We start from the raw sequence: 15,514 nt of genomic DNA, 5'->3' as shown, positions 1-15,514 counted from the left end.
AGCGGCGAGCAATCGACGCGGCAATTTAGCACATCATGGCCATTCTTCCCGTCTCGGCGAATCGCACCAGCACCCCGCTGATGAACCAGCGGTTGATGTTCCAGCTGAACGCGGATCAGTTGGCGTTGCAGCGTCAGTACGATCAATTGTCGACGGGACGCAGTGTCTTAAAAATTTCGGACAATCCGGCGGCAGCCAACCGGGCACTCGGGCTGAATCGCACGATCGATCGTGGCAACCAATTGGTGCGAAATGCCGAATCGACGATCGGCTACTACGATTCGGCCGACACCGCATTGTCGCAAATTGACAATGCGTTGATCACCGCGCGAGCGACGGCGGTCGAGGGCGCCAATACGATCAATTCCGACGATGAACGCGAAGCATTGGCGCTAACGATTCGTGAAGCGATCAACAGCGTGTACACGGCCGGCAACGCGATGTTCCGCGACCAACAACTGCTCGGCGGCATTCTGAACGGCGGAAACGCGTACAGCTACGTCGACAACGATATCGTCTATTCCGGACGTGATGCGGTCGGCAAGACCATGCTTGGGGGCGGCGAGTTATCCGATATCAATGTCACCGCGTCGGATTCGCTCGGGACCAACGGCGTCTTTCTAAAGGGAGAACCGCTCGGTGCGGCGCTTGATTACGATACCCGCTTGGTCGACATGCGTGGTGGCGCCGGGGTCGCGGCGGGCGCGATTGAGTTGTCGGGGGGCAACAGCACGGTCGAGGTCGACCTCAGCAACGCGTCGACGATCGGCGATGTGGTCGATGTGTTGTCGCAAGTGAAATTAGAAGGACGACCGCTGAGCGTGAAAATCGCCAACGATTCGATCGAGATCAAATATGCCGACGATTTGCCCGGAACGTTGGCGATCCAAGACACCAAGGGCAGTACGTTGGCGAGTGATCTATCGATCTCGAATCCCGGCGGATTGAAGGCACCGCCGCTTACCGGAGACCGTCTCGCACCTCGATTGACCACGGAAACCAAGATCGACGATCTGGCGTCCGGCGTCGGAGTGGATTTGAGCAGTGGTCTGACGATCAAGCAGGGAAATCAAAGTTTTTCGATCGATCTAAGCGACGCTGAAAAGGTGGGAGACGTCTTGATCGCGATCAATCGCAGCGGTGCCGACGTGCATGCGGAATTGAATGAGGCCGACGGCAGTATCCAATTGCGTGCCTTGCGAAGCGGGGTGGATTATTCAGTGGGCGAAAACGGTGGCAACGCCGCTCGCGCCTTGGGGATCCGATCGGCGACCGAACTGACGACGCTGAACGAGCTCGGCCGTGGCCGGGGCGTCGTGCTCAATACGCAAAGCGAGGATTTGGTGATCACCCGGCCCGATGGTGTCGAGCTGAAATTGGATCTCGAGGGGGCCGAGACCATTGAGGATGTGATTGGTCTGATTCGCAACCACCCCAACAATCAAGACGCCGCCCGTGTGTTGGTCGGTCTCAATACCGTTGGCAACGGAATCGAGTTGCAGGCTCCGCCGGGAGCCAATCCGATGTCGATTCGCCAACCGCAATTGAGTAATGCGGGAACACGGCTCGGTTTGATCCCCGAAGGCGAAATCGAAGCCTTTGGCGAAACGGTCGGAAGTGTGAACCAGATTGCCGGCGAAGATTACATGCCGCGAGACGCCGGTGGCGCCCTTGATACGCTGCTGCGACTCGAAACGGCCATTCGTGACAACGACGTCGTGGAGATCGAACGCCTGCAGGCCCGATTGGACGATGATTTGGATCGTGCGAGTCAGACGCGAGGCAAAATCGGGGTCTGGACGCGGAACCTGCAAGATATGAAGGCGTCCACCGAAACCAACGTGATCCAGTTGACCGAACAACTTTCCAACGAAGTGGACGCCGATTTGGCGACCGTGATCAGCGATTTGAGTCAGCGGCAATTGGCTTTAGAAGCGTCGATGCGAATCATCGGACAGACTTCACAATTGACCGTTTTGAACTACTTGTAACGATTTTTCCGAATTGTTTCATTTTGCCGAGGGGCGAGCCGATAAAGAGATTGGCAGGTCTTCGACCGACCTTTCTGTCCATAAGACCAACTGGAAATCGGGAAAGAAACGACATGAGAATCGATACGAATCGTTTTGGCACGTTGCAGATCAACGCGGACGAGTTGTTTCTTTTCCCTCAAGGATTGATCGGAATGGAAACGCTTCGCCAATGGGCGTTGCTGCCTGACCCCGAGAGTGCATCGGTGGCGTGGCTGCAAAGTGCTTCGCGAGGCGATCGGGCCATTCCGCTGATCAGCCCGCGAGCGTTTTTCTCGGAGTATCGCGTGCACATCAGCCGCCGGGAACTCGGCAGCTTGCATCTTCGCCCCGGTTCAGAACTCTATGTGATGACGACCGTTTCGGGACGTCAAGGCAAAGTCACGACAAACCTGCGGGCTCCGATTTTGTTGAACTTGGATCACCGTCTCGGTTGCCAAGTGATCGCCGATAACGATCTGCCGATCCAACAAGTGCTGCAGATCGCCGCCACCACGGCGCAACCCGCCGGGACCAAGACGGAAGAGATCAAAGCCGCGCTATCGCCACAGCGCCGGGCTGCCTAACTGTACTCGCGTGCGGCCTGATCTTCCTGAAGCTCCCTTCGTCCCTTAAGCTGTGCCTATCACGTCAAGCGTTCGTTGTTTGACGCATGAACCTTTGAGCACCGCAAGCACGGACACCGCAGGGGAAAACGAAGCATGGCTCACACGATCGTTATTTTTGGCGCTTCGGGCGACTTGACCAGCCGAAAGCTGATTCCGGCACTGTTCCTGTTGTTCAAAAAGAATCGCCTGCCCGAGGGATCTCGGATCGTGGGGGTATCGCGAAGTCATTTTGAGCATGAGGAGTGGCGGGATGCACTTCGCACGACGACCGAAAAGTTCGCCGGTAAATCGTTCGACGCGGAAATCTGGAATCGGTTCAGCGAGAACGTCTTCTATCAAGCCGGTGACATCAAAGAGGCCGGTGATTTTACGAAGCTCGGCGAATTCTTAAGTTCGATCGAAACCGAAGCTCACACCGGCCGGGTCTATTATCTGTCGACCATGCCTCAGTTGTACGAGGAAGCAATCAAGCAGCTTGGTGCCGCAGGGTTGGCCGATGACCGCGACGGTTTCCGCCGCGTGATCATCGAAAAACCATTTGGGACCAATTTGAAAACGGCTCAAGAATTGAATCGTTCGATTCATTCGGTTTTTCGTGAAGACCAGATCTATCGTATCGATCATTATCTGGGCAAAGAGACGGTTCAAAACATCTTTGCGTTGCGGTTTGCCAACAGCATTTTTGAACCGATCTGGAATCGCAACTATGTCGACAACGTTCAGATCACGGTGGCCGAAGAAGTCGTGATCGGTCGTCGCGCTGGATATTATGACACGTCAGGAATCCTGCGTGACATGTTCCAAAATCACATCTTGCAATTGATGATGATCACCGCGATGGAACCGCCGGCGCGTTACGATTCGGCGCTTGTGCGTGACGAAAAGGTCAAGGTGTTGCACAGTGTTCGCCGCATGACCGGTAGTGATTTCGCGGTGAATACCGTGCGAGGTCAATACAAAGGGTACCTGCAAGAAGAAGGCGTTCCCGCCAACAGCCATACGGAAACCTTTGCGGCGCTGAAGTTGTACTGCGACAATTGGCGTTGGAAAGGCGTTCCGTTCTACTTGCGAAGCGGCAAGGGCATGTCGTGCCGTACCACGCAAATCGTCATCCAGTTCAAAAATGTGCCTCACATTTTGTTCGGAGAAAAAACGCGTTCGCCGCTAGGCAATCGATTGGTAATTCAAGTGCAACCGGCCGAAGGGATCCAGCTGCATTTCGAAACCAAGGTGCCGGATTCGGAAATGAAGACGCGAACGAGCACGTTGGACTTTAGCTTCCGCCAAGCCCCCGGTGGAACGTCGATGCCCGATGCATACCAACGCTTGCTGTTGGATTCGATGACCGGCGACGCCAGTCTGTTTGCCCGCAGTGATGAAGTCGAATTGGCGTGGGGGATCATTGATCCGATCATCGAGGCATGGAAAAGCCCCGCCGCTCCGGACTTGTTCACCTACGAGCCTGGAGGATGGGGGCCGACCGAAGCGGGCGAGTGGATGCATCGTCAAAAACGCGAATGGTTCGACGTCTGCCCCGTCCTCTCCTAAAGCCCCGCGTTTCTACTAACGGGCTGCCCCTTCAGCAGCCCGTCCTCCCTGTCCCCTTGTCCCCTTGTCTCCCCCTCTCCTCCTCTCCTCACTCCTCACTCCTCACTCCTCACTCCTCACTCCCCACTCCCCTTCCCTACCGGTTATCACGGTCGCGCGATTCATAGCGGCGTGTTAGAAACCAGGTTGACTTTTTCCAGCAGTCAAAGTTTGGCGGCTAGGTCGAGTTTGCCGAACCCTCAAGTACACCCCGTCGTTTGCAAGCATCGCATGAGTGCGATGTTGGCATGTTCGACGCTTCGGTGCGCTTGATGGATCGAAACTCCCAATTCGTCGGGTTTTGGAAAGATCAAGGCATGATCGACCCAGACCCTATGACCCATCCTGTTGGAAACCCCAGTCGTGATGCTTCAATCAATTGATGCGACGACGCCTCCGGTAGTGCTTGGCACTGTCAAGAGCGTCGCCAAAGAGATGTTGCCCGCTGATGGCCACGTCGAAATACCTAGTGACAATATCGTTTCGGAATACCTGCTGGTTTGTGAAGCGCGTTCCACAACGCTGATGGACGGCTTTTGGCAGTTCTCGTTAGAGACCGCCGGTGGTGAACCGGTGTTTTCAGCGCAAGACAACGAGGTCGGCGATTTGAACCGATTGACGTTGTTGGCAGCCGTTCGCGGACTCGAAGCGATCGAAGGTGCGTCGACGGTCACGCTGATCAGCAACAATCGTTATCTGATTCGCTCGCTCACCGATTCGCTGCCTCGATGGCGCGAGAACAATTTCGTGTGGGAGCATTTTGGGCGTCGGATTGATGTTCAACATGCTGACCTGTGGCGACGAATCGATCGAGCGTTGCAGATCCATCGTGTCGAAGCGTGTTTGGTTTCGTCGCGGCTGGTCAGCCCCGATCGGCGGCCGGCCGAGAACCAGGGCAACGCAGATGGGGTTCAGATTCGAGTCGATTCGGCACATGCCTCGGCAGCCCCCGCTCCGCGAATCAAGCCACCGAACGATCGGCTTCGCCAATGGCTACTTGGCGGCGGAGCATCATCGGGCAGCGCTCCGGCGCGGCGGCGAATTCGCACCGCTGATTTGCTCGATTCCTAGTGCTAGACGGCGGTGGTGGGCTGGCCGCACAGCCCACCCGCCGCGGCCAAAATGATTGCTTGGTGCAACCGCCGCTTCGCCAAGCTCGATACGTAACGTCTCTCGTCCAAAGCGAGAGACGTCCCTTTTTTCAACAGAACAATTCACCCATCAACCCGATTTTTTCGTCTTTCGGTATCCCAAATGCACACACAAGTTTCGCTATCGTCGATCTCGAAGTTGATCAACGGAACCCACGAAAACCCCTCTGGTCTACTGGGACCTCATCCGATTGACTATCGAGGAACTGCGGCCACGGCGGTTCGCAGCTTTTTGCCGGAAGCTCAGGCAGCTTGGGTGATTGATCCCCAAAACGGCGAGCGACGTGCAATGCGGCGGATTCATCCGGCAGGCTTTTTTGAAGCGATTTGCGACCCGATGGTCGACGCGACGCTGGCAACGGGCCAAGATGCAAAGGAGAATCAGTCGCGTGTTCACACTATTGCCAACTCGAAGTATCGCATCCAGATGACCAACAAATCCGGGGAAACAATTGAAATGAACGACCCGTACGCCGCGCCGTCGATCCTGACCGATTTTGACAATTATCTGATTGGCCAAGGCAAGCACTACGAGCTCTACGAACGACTCGGGGCCCAGCTTCGCACTGTCGACGGTAAACCAGGCGTGAACTTTGCCGTTTGGGCACCCAATGCCCGATCGGTTCAAGTGGTCGGCGATTTCAATGGCTGGGACGGACGCAAACATGTCGCCCGCATTCATCCGAACCTTGGCATCTGGGAATTGTTTGTGCCTGGCGCGAAGGTGGGCGATCGTTACAAGTTCCGAGTCCATAACACCGATGGTTCGTGGGTCGACAAGAGCGATCCGTACGGTTTGGCAGCCGAGTTGCCGCCATTGACGGCGTCGATCGTCGCGAACTTGAACTCGTACCAATGGTCGGACAACAAGTGGATCGATCGACGAAGCGATTGGAACCCGCTGCACGAGCCGATGAACGTGTACGAAGTGCACTTGGGCAGCTGGCAGAAAGGCCCAGGCCGAACCCATGGCTGGCTAAATTATCGTGACTTGGCTCGCCGTTTGGCCGAGTATTGTCATCGCATGAATTTCACGCACGTTGAACTGATGCCGGTCAGTGAGCATCCTTTCACGGGTTCATGGGGCTACCAAACCGTTGGTTATTTCGCGCCGACAAGCCGTCACGGCAGCCCCGAAGATTTCATGTTCTTCGTCGATTACATGCACCAGCACGGCATCGGCGTTTTGATCGATTGGGTGCCCGCGCACTTCCCCAAAGACGCACATGGGCTGCGTCGTTTTGACGGGTCGCCGTTGTACGAACACGCCGATCCACGCCAAGGAGAGCATCCGGATTGGGGCACGATGATCTTTAACTTTGGCCGCAACGAAGTTCGCAACTTCTTGGTCGCCAATGCGTTGTTCTGGTTGGACAAGTATCACATCGACGGGCTTCGCGTGGACGCGGTGGCATCGATGTTGTATTTGGATTACAGCCGCGAAGAAGGCCAGTGGATTCCGAACCAGTATGGTGGCCGCGAGAATCTCGAAGCGATTGACTTTTTGCGTGAATTCAACACGGCCATTCACGAGAAATACCCAGGCGTGGTCACAGCGGCCGAAGAATCAACCGCGTGGCCCGGCGTGTCACGACCGGTCGACGATGGCGGACTCGGATTTACCTACAAATGGAACATGGGCTGGATGAACGACACGTTGTCGTACATGCACAATGAACCGATTCATCGCAAGTACCATCAAAACGAATTGACGTTCAGTCTGATTTATGCCTTCACCGAAAACTTTATGTTGCCGCTGTCGCATGACGAAGTCGTGCACGGCAAGGGTTCGTTGATCAGCCAGATGCCAGGCGACATGTGGCAGAAATTTGCCAACTTGCGTTTGTTGTACTCCTACATGTGGACGCACCCGGGCAAGAAGTTGTTGTTCATGGGAGGCGAGTTGGCTCAGTGGACCGAGTGGAACCACGACGACGGTCCCGATTGGATTCTGTTGGATTTCGCGACCCATCGAGGTGTGCAGCAGTTGGTCGCCGATTTGAACAAATTGGTCATCGAAAATCCTGCACTGCATCAACTCGATTTCAGCGGCGATGGGTTCGAGTGGATCGATTGCTTGAATGCCGATGAGAGCACGCTGGTGTACCTGCGAAAGGGACTCGAGGGGACACCGCCAATCTTAATCTGCAGCAACTTCACCCCCGTCGTTCGCAAAGGCTATCGTGTCGGGGTGCCGGCGAGTGGTTTCTGGAAAGAGATCTTCAACAGCGACGGCGAAGCCTACGGTGGATCGAATGTCGGCAATTACCCAGGCCGCAAAACGTTCGGCGAAGGGCACCACGAACGTCCCGACAGCATCTCGGTCGACCTGCCGCCGTTGGGAACCGTGATGTTCCGCTTGGAAGAGTAGGCTGGCAGGGCACAAGCGACGAACGCGAACGGGGCGTCTGCCAAGATCGTGGCAGATGCCCTCGGGCGATCGACGAAAGTGATGCCGTCGAGGCAAGCGATCGAGGCTAGCATCGCTAGATGCGTGAGGCCTTCCCGCAAATTCGACTTTTCCGATTATTCCGTTCATGACGGTTTTTCGGACTGCCGATTTAGACAGTAACTGGGTCTATGCGCGGCCATGTCGAACGTTTCGGCGACATTTGTACACTTCGTGGTGAAACACGAAATGGATGCTGCGTCCTCGCCCCTGGATTACTCGTTCGTTTTTGAGGGATCAGCTATGCCGCGTTGTGTTTCACGCCGGACTTGGATTGCCACCGCCACGACGGCGATGATCGCCGTGAGCACTGCGGATGTTTTGCTAGCCGAAACGCCAGCGATTGCCAATGCACTGGGGCATCCGTCGTTCCCAAGCCGGGTGATCCGGTTGGAACCGATCGGGGATCGTACGTCGCCGCCGCTGGTGACCGCGGTCGCCGCCGATCCTCGCGGTGAATTGTTGGCCGCCGCAGGTGACGATTTTGGGATTCGCATCATCGATGTCGCGACGCTCAAGGTGCAGCATACGCTCAAGGGCCACCGAGATCTGATCCGCACTTTGTCCTTTGACAATACCGGCGACTCGCTTGTTTCGGCCGGTAACGATGGGCAATTGATCCTCTGGGACCGCAAACGATCGTTTGAAATCGGCCAGCGGATGCAGGGGACTCCGGCGCTAGCGTGTGTGTGCTTTTCACCGGACGGAACCAAGATTGCCGCGGTCGGGTTCGATCCCAAGGTGTTCATCATTGGCGCCGTTGGCAACGAAACTCCCAAATTCTCGTGCGATTGTAACGACCTTCGCAGCATTGCTTATCGCGATGATATGCGAGTGTTGGCAGTCGGAGGTCGCAGTGGGGATTTGCATCTGTTTGATCCACAATCGGGGAATCTGATCGCCGAACCGCACTTGCATTCCGCCCGGATTCGTGACATTGCGTTTCATCCGCATAGCAATAATGTGATCACCGTCGCCGAAGATGGGGTGGTCACTGTTTACGACACGTTGAATCAAAAGAAGATTCACAGCATTGCCGTCACGTCAGGTCGGCTGTTTGCGATTGCAACGATTGACAGTCAACATATCGCCGTGGCGGGGTCGGATAACGTCATTCACATCGTCAATACCGATACCGGCGTCATCCGACACCGGCTCGAGGGACATGTGGGGACGGTTTCTACGTTGACCGCAACCGGCGGCAGCCTGTTTTCGGGTGGGTATGACGCCACGCTGCGACGATGGAGTTTGGACGAACTGCATCGTTCGGACAGCCGCATCGCCGAGGGAACGTTTCCCATTGAACGCTAGTCGACGCTCAAGCTAAACGCTTAGCCAACGACAAAAACAACCCATCATGAGTCGCTTTTCGCTTTGCGAAAGTATGCTCAATCGTTTCTCTCGCGGAAGCGAAAGACGATCCTATTTGTTCATCGCACACGGAGGTGCCTCGGGTGATTTGGAAATCAAAACGCAGCCGATCGATCCAAAGCAGTACACGGACCAAGAACGTCAAGCGACGAATATTGACGTCCGAAAAGCTTGAGAGTCGTCGATTGTTCGCGGCCGATCCAATTCACGTCGGCGTCGTCTATATCGAGACCGATTATTTGGAATCGGACCAAGACGTCGGCAGTGACTCGCGAGGCGACCGATTCATCTTGTCGTTCACCGGCGGTGCGGAGGGCACCGAGTTGAGCGAGCTACGAATCCGCACTGACAAAGACGGCGATGGGATCACCGTTGGCGATTTGATCTACGACACTGAACTCGGTGGCCGTGGCAAGAACGGCGCGCACAACTTTCAAATCGTGCGTATTCTGACGGCCGATGGGCATACGGTCGAAGCCACCGCCGAAGTCGAAGATGGCGGCCAGGAATTGATACTGCGGTTGTCGGGATTTCGCGCCGGCGACCGGTTGGAGTTCACGATCGATGTCGACGAAGTGCTTCGCAACCTGCCGGATTTGGATCAATTCAATAGCCGTTTGGATGTGATCGCATCGGGGCAAGAGTTCCAGGATTCGATTCTCGAAGCCACCTTCAATGCGCCCCACTACGAAACATCGCATGCCGATGCGGTCTTTCTGAACGACTACGGCGATCCGAACGCGGACTACAAACTGAACTTGCCGCCCGACGAAGGGACCGGCGTGGATAGCCGTCCGAACCGATCGGCTGCCGCGGTGGCGACGACCGGCCAGATCGCCAAACCAATTTCAATCGCCGGCCAAGTTTGGCTCGACAACAATTTGAACAAAACCCGTGACAACGGCGAAGCGGCCGTCGGTGGGGTAACGATTTCGCTGTTCAAATGGGACGAAGCGACCAATCGTTACGTCGATACCGGGCATCACACGACGACCGATGGCGATGGACAATACGTTTTCCCTCGCGCGTTGGGACTTGCCCCCGGACGCTATCGAATTGTCGAAACCCAACCCGATGGATTGTTCAGCGTCGGTGCCATTCCAGGCTCCGTCGATGGCGTTGCCAGCGGACGTGTCGAATCGATCGACGTGTTGGCGGATATCGATATTCCGCTCGGGGATACTGACGCGGTGCGTTACGATTTCGCCGAAGCTCAAGCGGCATCGGTGTCAGGCTACGTCTATCGTGACGACGATAACGACGGCCAAAAAGACGCTGGTGAAACCGGCATCGCCGGTGTTCGCGTGCAATTGGTTCCAATCAACACCATTTCAGCTCAGTCGGCGATTACCGTAACCACTGCGGCGGACGGTTCGTATTCGTTTAACGGTTTGGCTCCGGGGACCTATAAAGTCATCGAAGTCGACCAGCCTGCGTACTTGAACGATGGTCTTGATACGCCCGGAACGATCAATGGCCGCGTCGTGGGACGAGCCGACAACCCTGGCGATGCGATCCATGACATCGTGTTGGCCGGATCCAGCGCCGGGGTCAACTACAACTTTGGCGAAACACCGTTTGGATCGATCACCGGTTTTGTGTACTTGGTAGCACCCGGCGAAGATTGTGAAGGCCCGCACGACGCGCCGGGCAACAAACCGCTCGAAGGCGTGCGTGTGGTACTGCAAGACTCCTTCGGCACGATCATTGCCGAAACACGCACGGCGGCCGACGGAAGTTACGAGTTTGACGAGCTGCCGATCGGCAACTATCGGATCGTTGAATACACGCCAGCCGGACTGATTGATGGCGGTGCGCATGTTGGTCGTGTGGATGGTTCGGCGTCGGGGACCGCCGTGGGTGGTGGTTTGATCCAAGAGATCACGATGACCGCCAATGGACGCGGCGTTGAATACAACTTCTGTGAAATCGCGCCGGCCACAATTAGCGGTTACGTCTATCACGACCGCAGCGATGATGGTAAACGCGACGGAGGCGAAGAAGGCATCGCTGGAACCACGGTTTCATTGATCGATTCAAATGGCAAGGTTGTCGCCACCGCCGTCACCGATGCAAATGGACGTTACGAGTTTAAAGGGATTGTGCCCGGCGTCTATCGCTTGGTCGAAACGCAACCGAACAATTACTACGACGGGAAAGACACCGCCGGCACCGTCTCGGGGACGCCCATCGGACGACTCGGAAGCGACGGCGACTCGCTGATCGATATCGAATTGAAGCAAGGTCAATCCGGAGTCGAGTACAACTTTGGCGAATTGGTCGGCGCAACGCTCTCGGGCCGTGTGCATGTCGATGCCGATGACGATTGTGATTACGACGAAGGCGAAGTCACTCCGTCGGGCGTCGTGATCCGTTTGCTCGACACCAACGGAAACGAGGTCGCTCGGACCACGACCAATGCCGAGGGCAAGTATTCGTTCACCAACATCGCGCCTGGCCAGTACACCGTGATCGAAGGCGAAGTGGACGGCTACTTCGAAGGCACGTCTCACGCCGGTTCAGCGGGCGGTGTGGCAAATCCACCGAACCGGATCAGCCAAATCACCTTGGCGTCGGCCGAAGTCGCCGTGGACTACGATTTCTGTGAACGCCCACCTGCGGAAATCAGCGGCGTGGTGTATGACGACCGTGATAACGATAATCGTCGTGACGCGGGCGAAGCCGGAATCGGAAACGTGCTGGTGGAATTGTTCAACAGCAATGGCGAAAAAGTAGCGTCCACTCGTACCGATGCCAACGGAGCTTACCGGTTCACCTATCTGCCCGCCGGATCCTATACGGTTCGCGAAATGCAGCCGACCGGATGGTTGCAAGGAGGACAACAAGCCGGCAGTAACGGGGGCGATGATTCGGTCGACGATGTCATTTCGAGCATCCCGATCGGCTGGGGCGATCGATTGACCCAGTACAACTTTGGCGAACTAATGCCAGGGTCGATTAGCGGGGTGGTGTATGTCGACAGCAACGGCGACTGTGTGCGAGATCCCGACGAAGATCCGATTGCCGGGGTAACGATCGAGCTGCGAGACGGCAACGGTCAAGTTTTGGCACGTACGACCACCGACGCCCAAGGTCAATACAGCTTCGAAGGACTACGGCCGGGCGAATACCAAATCTTTGAACAGCAGCCTGATGGGTTCTTCCAAGGCGGCCAGGTCGTCGGCAGCGGCGGCGGGGTGGTGTTGGATCAGGACTTGCTCGGAATGACCTTGTTGGCGGGTGCCAATATCGTCGATTACGATTTCTGTGAATTGCCGCCGGGATCGATTAGTGGTGTCGTTTATATCGACGCGGATGGCAATTTTCAGCGTGATACCGGTGAAAGCCCCATCCGCAATGTGACGATCGAACTGCGAAATGAGCAAGGCGTTATCGTGGCAACCACCGTCACCGATGCCAACGGTCGTTACCTGTTCGAAGGGCTCGCTCCGGGCAAGTATCAAATCTTTGAACAACAACCGAGCGGTTACTTCCAAGGGGCTCAACATATCGGCAGCGGTGGCGGCACGATTCTCGATCAAGACTTGACCGGATTGACGCTGACCGCCGGACGGGATGTTGTCGACTACAACTTTGGTGAACTGCCACCCGGTTCGATCAGCGGGGTTGTCTATATCGACGCTGACGCCGATTTGCAACGTGATTCCGAGGAAGCGACGATTGCAGGCGTGAAGGTCGATTTGCGCGACGCAAACGGAAAGGTGATCGCCTCGACCGTGACCGATGCCAACGGCCGCTACCGATTCGATGGACTCGCCCCAGGCGACTATCAAATCTTTGAACATCAACCCGCAGGGTATTATCAAGGCGGCCAGCACATCGGCAGCGGCGGCGGAACCATCCTCGGGGATGACTTGACGGGGGTGACTCTTGCTACCGGTCGCAACATCGTCGATTATGACTTTGGCGAATTGTTGCCTGGTTCGATCAGCGGCTATGTGCACGTCGATAGCAACGGCAACTGTACGTATGAGGAAGGTGAAAAACCGATCGCCGGGGTTCGCGTTGAACTGCGTGACGAAGATGGCAATCGGATCGCCGAAACGACAACCGACGCCAGCGGATTGTACCGTTTCGGCAACCTGCCACCGGGACGCTATCACATCGTCGAAATTCAACCCGATGGCTTCTTCCAAGGCGGGCAGAGTATCGGAAGCGGCGGAGGTGAAGTGATCGGCGACGATCACATGGCACTTGATTTGGTCGCCGGGGCCAACGTCGTCCATTACGACTTCTGCGAACGCGAACCGTCGACCATTTCAGGTTCGGTGTGGAAGGAAACCGATTTAGACCGTGTGTTCAATTCGGGCGACATTCCGCTCGGCAATATCTTGATCGATCTGTTGGACGAAGCGGGCAATCGAATTGCACAAACGCGAACCGATGCGTTCGGTAACTACCGGTTTGCTAACCTCGCACCGGGCACCTACTCGGTTTATGAACATCAGCCCACCGATTTATTTGACGGTGGGGCGGTTGCCGGGTCGGCCGGCGGAGCCGTGACGGCGGATGACCTGATCAGTGGCATCAAACTGACCGGCGGCACCAACGCCGTTGACTATGATTTCCCCGAAGTCCCACCGGCAACCATCTCGGGCTATGTGTTCCAAGATGGTTCGGCGATTCCAACCAATACGCCACCGAGTGCCGAGGACCTGCGTGACTACAAAGACGGGTTGTTGACCGACGATGACATTTTGATCGGCGGAGTGACGCTGGAGCTAAGAAACGTTCTTGGCGAAGCCTTTACATCCGATCGAGCACTTGCCGGCGTCTATCCCGATGGCGTGATCCGCGTTACGACGGACGAGTTTGGCTACTACGAATTTACCGGTCTTCGTCCAGGTACCTACAGTGTTTATCAGGTGCAACCTGAAAATTACATTGACGGTTTGGATACAGCCGGTTCGACGGGCGGGGTTGCGGTGAATCCGGCGGATGCGTTGTCCGAAGACGACGCCATCCGTGTGCAAACGTTGGCACTGAGCGAAGCGACGGATCCACGTGATGACGCGATTCTGTTTATCAATTTGGCTGCCGGCGGTTCAAGTCGCAGCAATAACTTTAGCGAGATCGCGATCACCGAACCTGCGATCCCGCAATTGATCGAAGATCCAATCGAAGACGTCAAAGTTTACACCCCGATTGAAACCTTCGATCCACAAATTCGCTTGGTCGGGTTTGGCGAGCTTCAATCGTTCCGTCGTCCCATGGTCGCTGACGACGAATGGGCCGTGTCGTGGCACCTTAGCGTGATCAACGGTGGATTCCCTGGGGGATCGGCCGAAGATGGATCGGCGGTGATCAAGACCGTCGGTGCAACCACGATGCAAGAGAATTGGACCGAGGGTGAACATACCTCTGGTCGCTGGGTGATCGTCAACGCCGATGGCGAGATGATGGAAATTGCCGATCGTTTGACCATGGGCGAAGCCGATGCCGTGGCCTTGACCGGTGACTTTGACGGCGATGGCAAAGACGAAGCGGTGTTGTTCGTCAACGGACATTGGTTCGTCGATTTCAACGGCAATGGCCGTTGGGACGAAGGGGACATGTGGATCAAACTGGGGACCGAACTGGATCGTCCCGTCGTAGGCGACTGGGACGGTGATGGTAAAGACGATGTGGCGATCTTTGGTCGCCAATGGCATCGCGACCCCCAGCGTATCAAAAAGGATCCCGGGCTTCCCGATCCCGAAAACAAACGACGTCGCGAATTGTCCGCCGAAGCCTTGGCCAAACATGTCGACGATCGTGGCGAGGATCGCGAGCGATTTTTGCGTCGCGGAAACGATGGCAATCTGCGGGCCGACGCGGTCGATCACGTGTTCCAATACGGTGAACAAGTCGACACCCCGATCGCGGGTGATTGGAACGGCGACGGGATCGATCAAATCGCAGTCTTCCGCGGTGGCACTTGGATGCTCGATACCGACGGTGATGGACGCTGGACCCAGGACGACGAAAAAGTCGAATTTGGACGCCCCGGAGACGAACCGATCGTCGGTGACTTTAACGGGGACGGAATCGACGAAATCGGAGTCGTTCGCGGCGATGTGTGGATCATCGATACCGATGGCGATCGCAAGATCACCGGTAACGATCTTCAAATCGAAGTGCCACGGCCGAGCGGAAACAGCCAACCCGTCGTCGGCGACTGGGACGGCGATGGCCGTGACGAGGCCGGGTACTACGACGAAGCAGCCTAACGCAGCCCAATGGCGGCCAACGTTAGCCAGTGCCGATTTAGCGCAGGCCCATTGCGGTCTGCGATCTCCGACCGCGTGTAAACCGCGA

At 56.3% G+C, this 15,514-nt stretch carries 7 protein-coding genes; all 7 read left to right on the top strand.

The annotated features are described in order from the left end of the window. The first annotated feature begins 35 nt into the window (after nt 1–35). The 7 genes from ABEA92_RS02210 to ABEA92_RS02180 all read left to right on the top strand — a co-directional run bounded on the left by ABEA92_RS02210 (nt 36) and on the right by ABEA92_RS02180 (nt 15,426). Nucleotides 36–1,991: a flagellin N-terminal helical domain-containing protein gene (locus ABEA92_RS02210; protein WP_345682156.1), complete on the top strand. Its 1,956-nt coding sequence runs from the start codon at nt 36–38 to the stop codon at nt 1,989–1,991. A gap of 113 nt (nt 1,992–2,104) precedes the next feature. Continuing rightward, complete coding sequence (gene fliW, locus ABEA92_RS02205; protein ID WP_345682155.1) at nt 2,105–2,596, top strand: flagellar assembly protein FliW; 492 nt, start codon at nt 2,105–2,107, stop codon at nt 2,594–2,596. Between the two features lie 135 nt (nt 2,597–2,731). Then, nucleotides 2,732–4,186, top strand: a complete 1,455-nt coding sequence (zwf, locus tag ABEA92_RS02200; RefSeq protein WP_345682154.1) for a glucose-6-phosphate dehydrogenase — start codon at nt 2,732–2,734, stop codon at nt 4,184–4,186. A 405-nt stretch (nt 4,187–4,591) separates the two neighbouring features. After that, nucleotides 4,592–5,296, top strand: coding sequence for a ribonuclease H family protein (locus ABEA92_RS02195; protein WP_425572391.1), 705 nt, complete (start codon nt 4,592–4,594; stop codon nt 5,294–5,296). Between the two features lie 183 nt (nt 5,297–5,479). Further along, nucleotides 5,480–7,747 (top strand): 1,4-alpha-glucan branching protein GlgB, encoded by a 2,268-nt coding sequence (gene glgB, locus ABEA92_RS02190; protein ID WP_345682153.1) that lies wholly within the window; start codon nt 5,480–5,482, stop codon nt 7,745–7,747. A 321-nt stretch (nt 7,748–8,068) separates the two neighbouring features. Then, the gene (locus ABEA92_RS02185) at nt 8,069–9,136 is read left to right on the top strand and encodes a WD40 repeat domain-containing protein (protein WP_345682152.1); all 1,068 of its coding nucleotides are present in this window, start codon (nt 8,069–8,071) and stop codon (nt 9,134–9,136) included. Nucleotides 9,137–9,351: 215 nt separating this feature from the next. Continuing rightward, nucleotides 9,352–15,426 carry an SdrD B-like domain-containing protein gene (locus ABEA92_RS02180; RefSeq protein ID WP_425572390.1) on the top strand — a complete coding sequence of 2,025 codons (6,075 nt, stop codon included), beginning with the start codon at nt 9,352–9,354 and terminating at the stop codon, nt 15,424–15,426. Nucleotides 15,427–15,514 lie beyond the last annotated feature (88 nt).

The organism is Novipirellula caenicola (genome assembly GCF_039545035.1).
Classification (GTDB): domain Bacteria; phylum Planctomycetota; class Planctomycetia; order Pirellulales; family Pirellulaceae; genus Novipirellula; species Novipirellula caenicola.
This window is presented reverse-complemented; position numbering and strand designations above follow the sequence as displayed.

Bases quoted from the DNA above. Each gene is read 5' to 3' on its own strand.
- ABEA92_RS02195 (WP_425572391.1), top strand. From the start codon at position 4,592: ATGCTTCAATCAATTGATGCGACGACGCCTCCGGTAGTGCTTGGCACT.
- ABEA92_RS02210 (WP_345682156.1), top strand. From the start codon at position 36: ATGGCCATTCTTCCCGTCTCGGCGAATCGCACCAGCACCCCGCTGATG.
- glgB (WP_345682153.1), top strand. From the start codon at position 5,480: ATGCACACACAAGTTTCGCTATCGTCGATCTCGAAGTTGATCAACGGA.
- ABEA92_RS02185 (WP_345682152.1), top strand. From the start codon at position 8,069: ATGCCGCGTTGTGTTTCACGCCGGACTTGGATTGCCACCGCCACGACG.
- fliW (WP_345682155.1), top strand. From the start codon at position 2,105: ATGAGAATCGATACGAATCGTTTTGGCACGTTGCAGATCAACGCGGAC.
- zwf (WP_345682154.1), top strand. From the start codon at position 2,732: ATGGCTCACACGATCGTTATTTTTGGCGCTTCGGGCGACTTGACCAGC.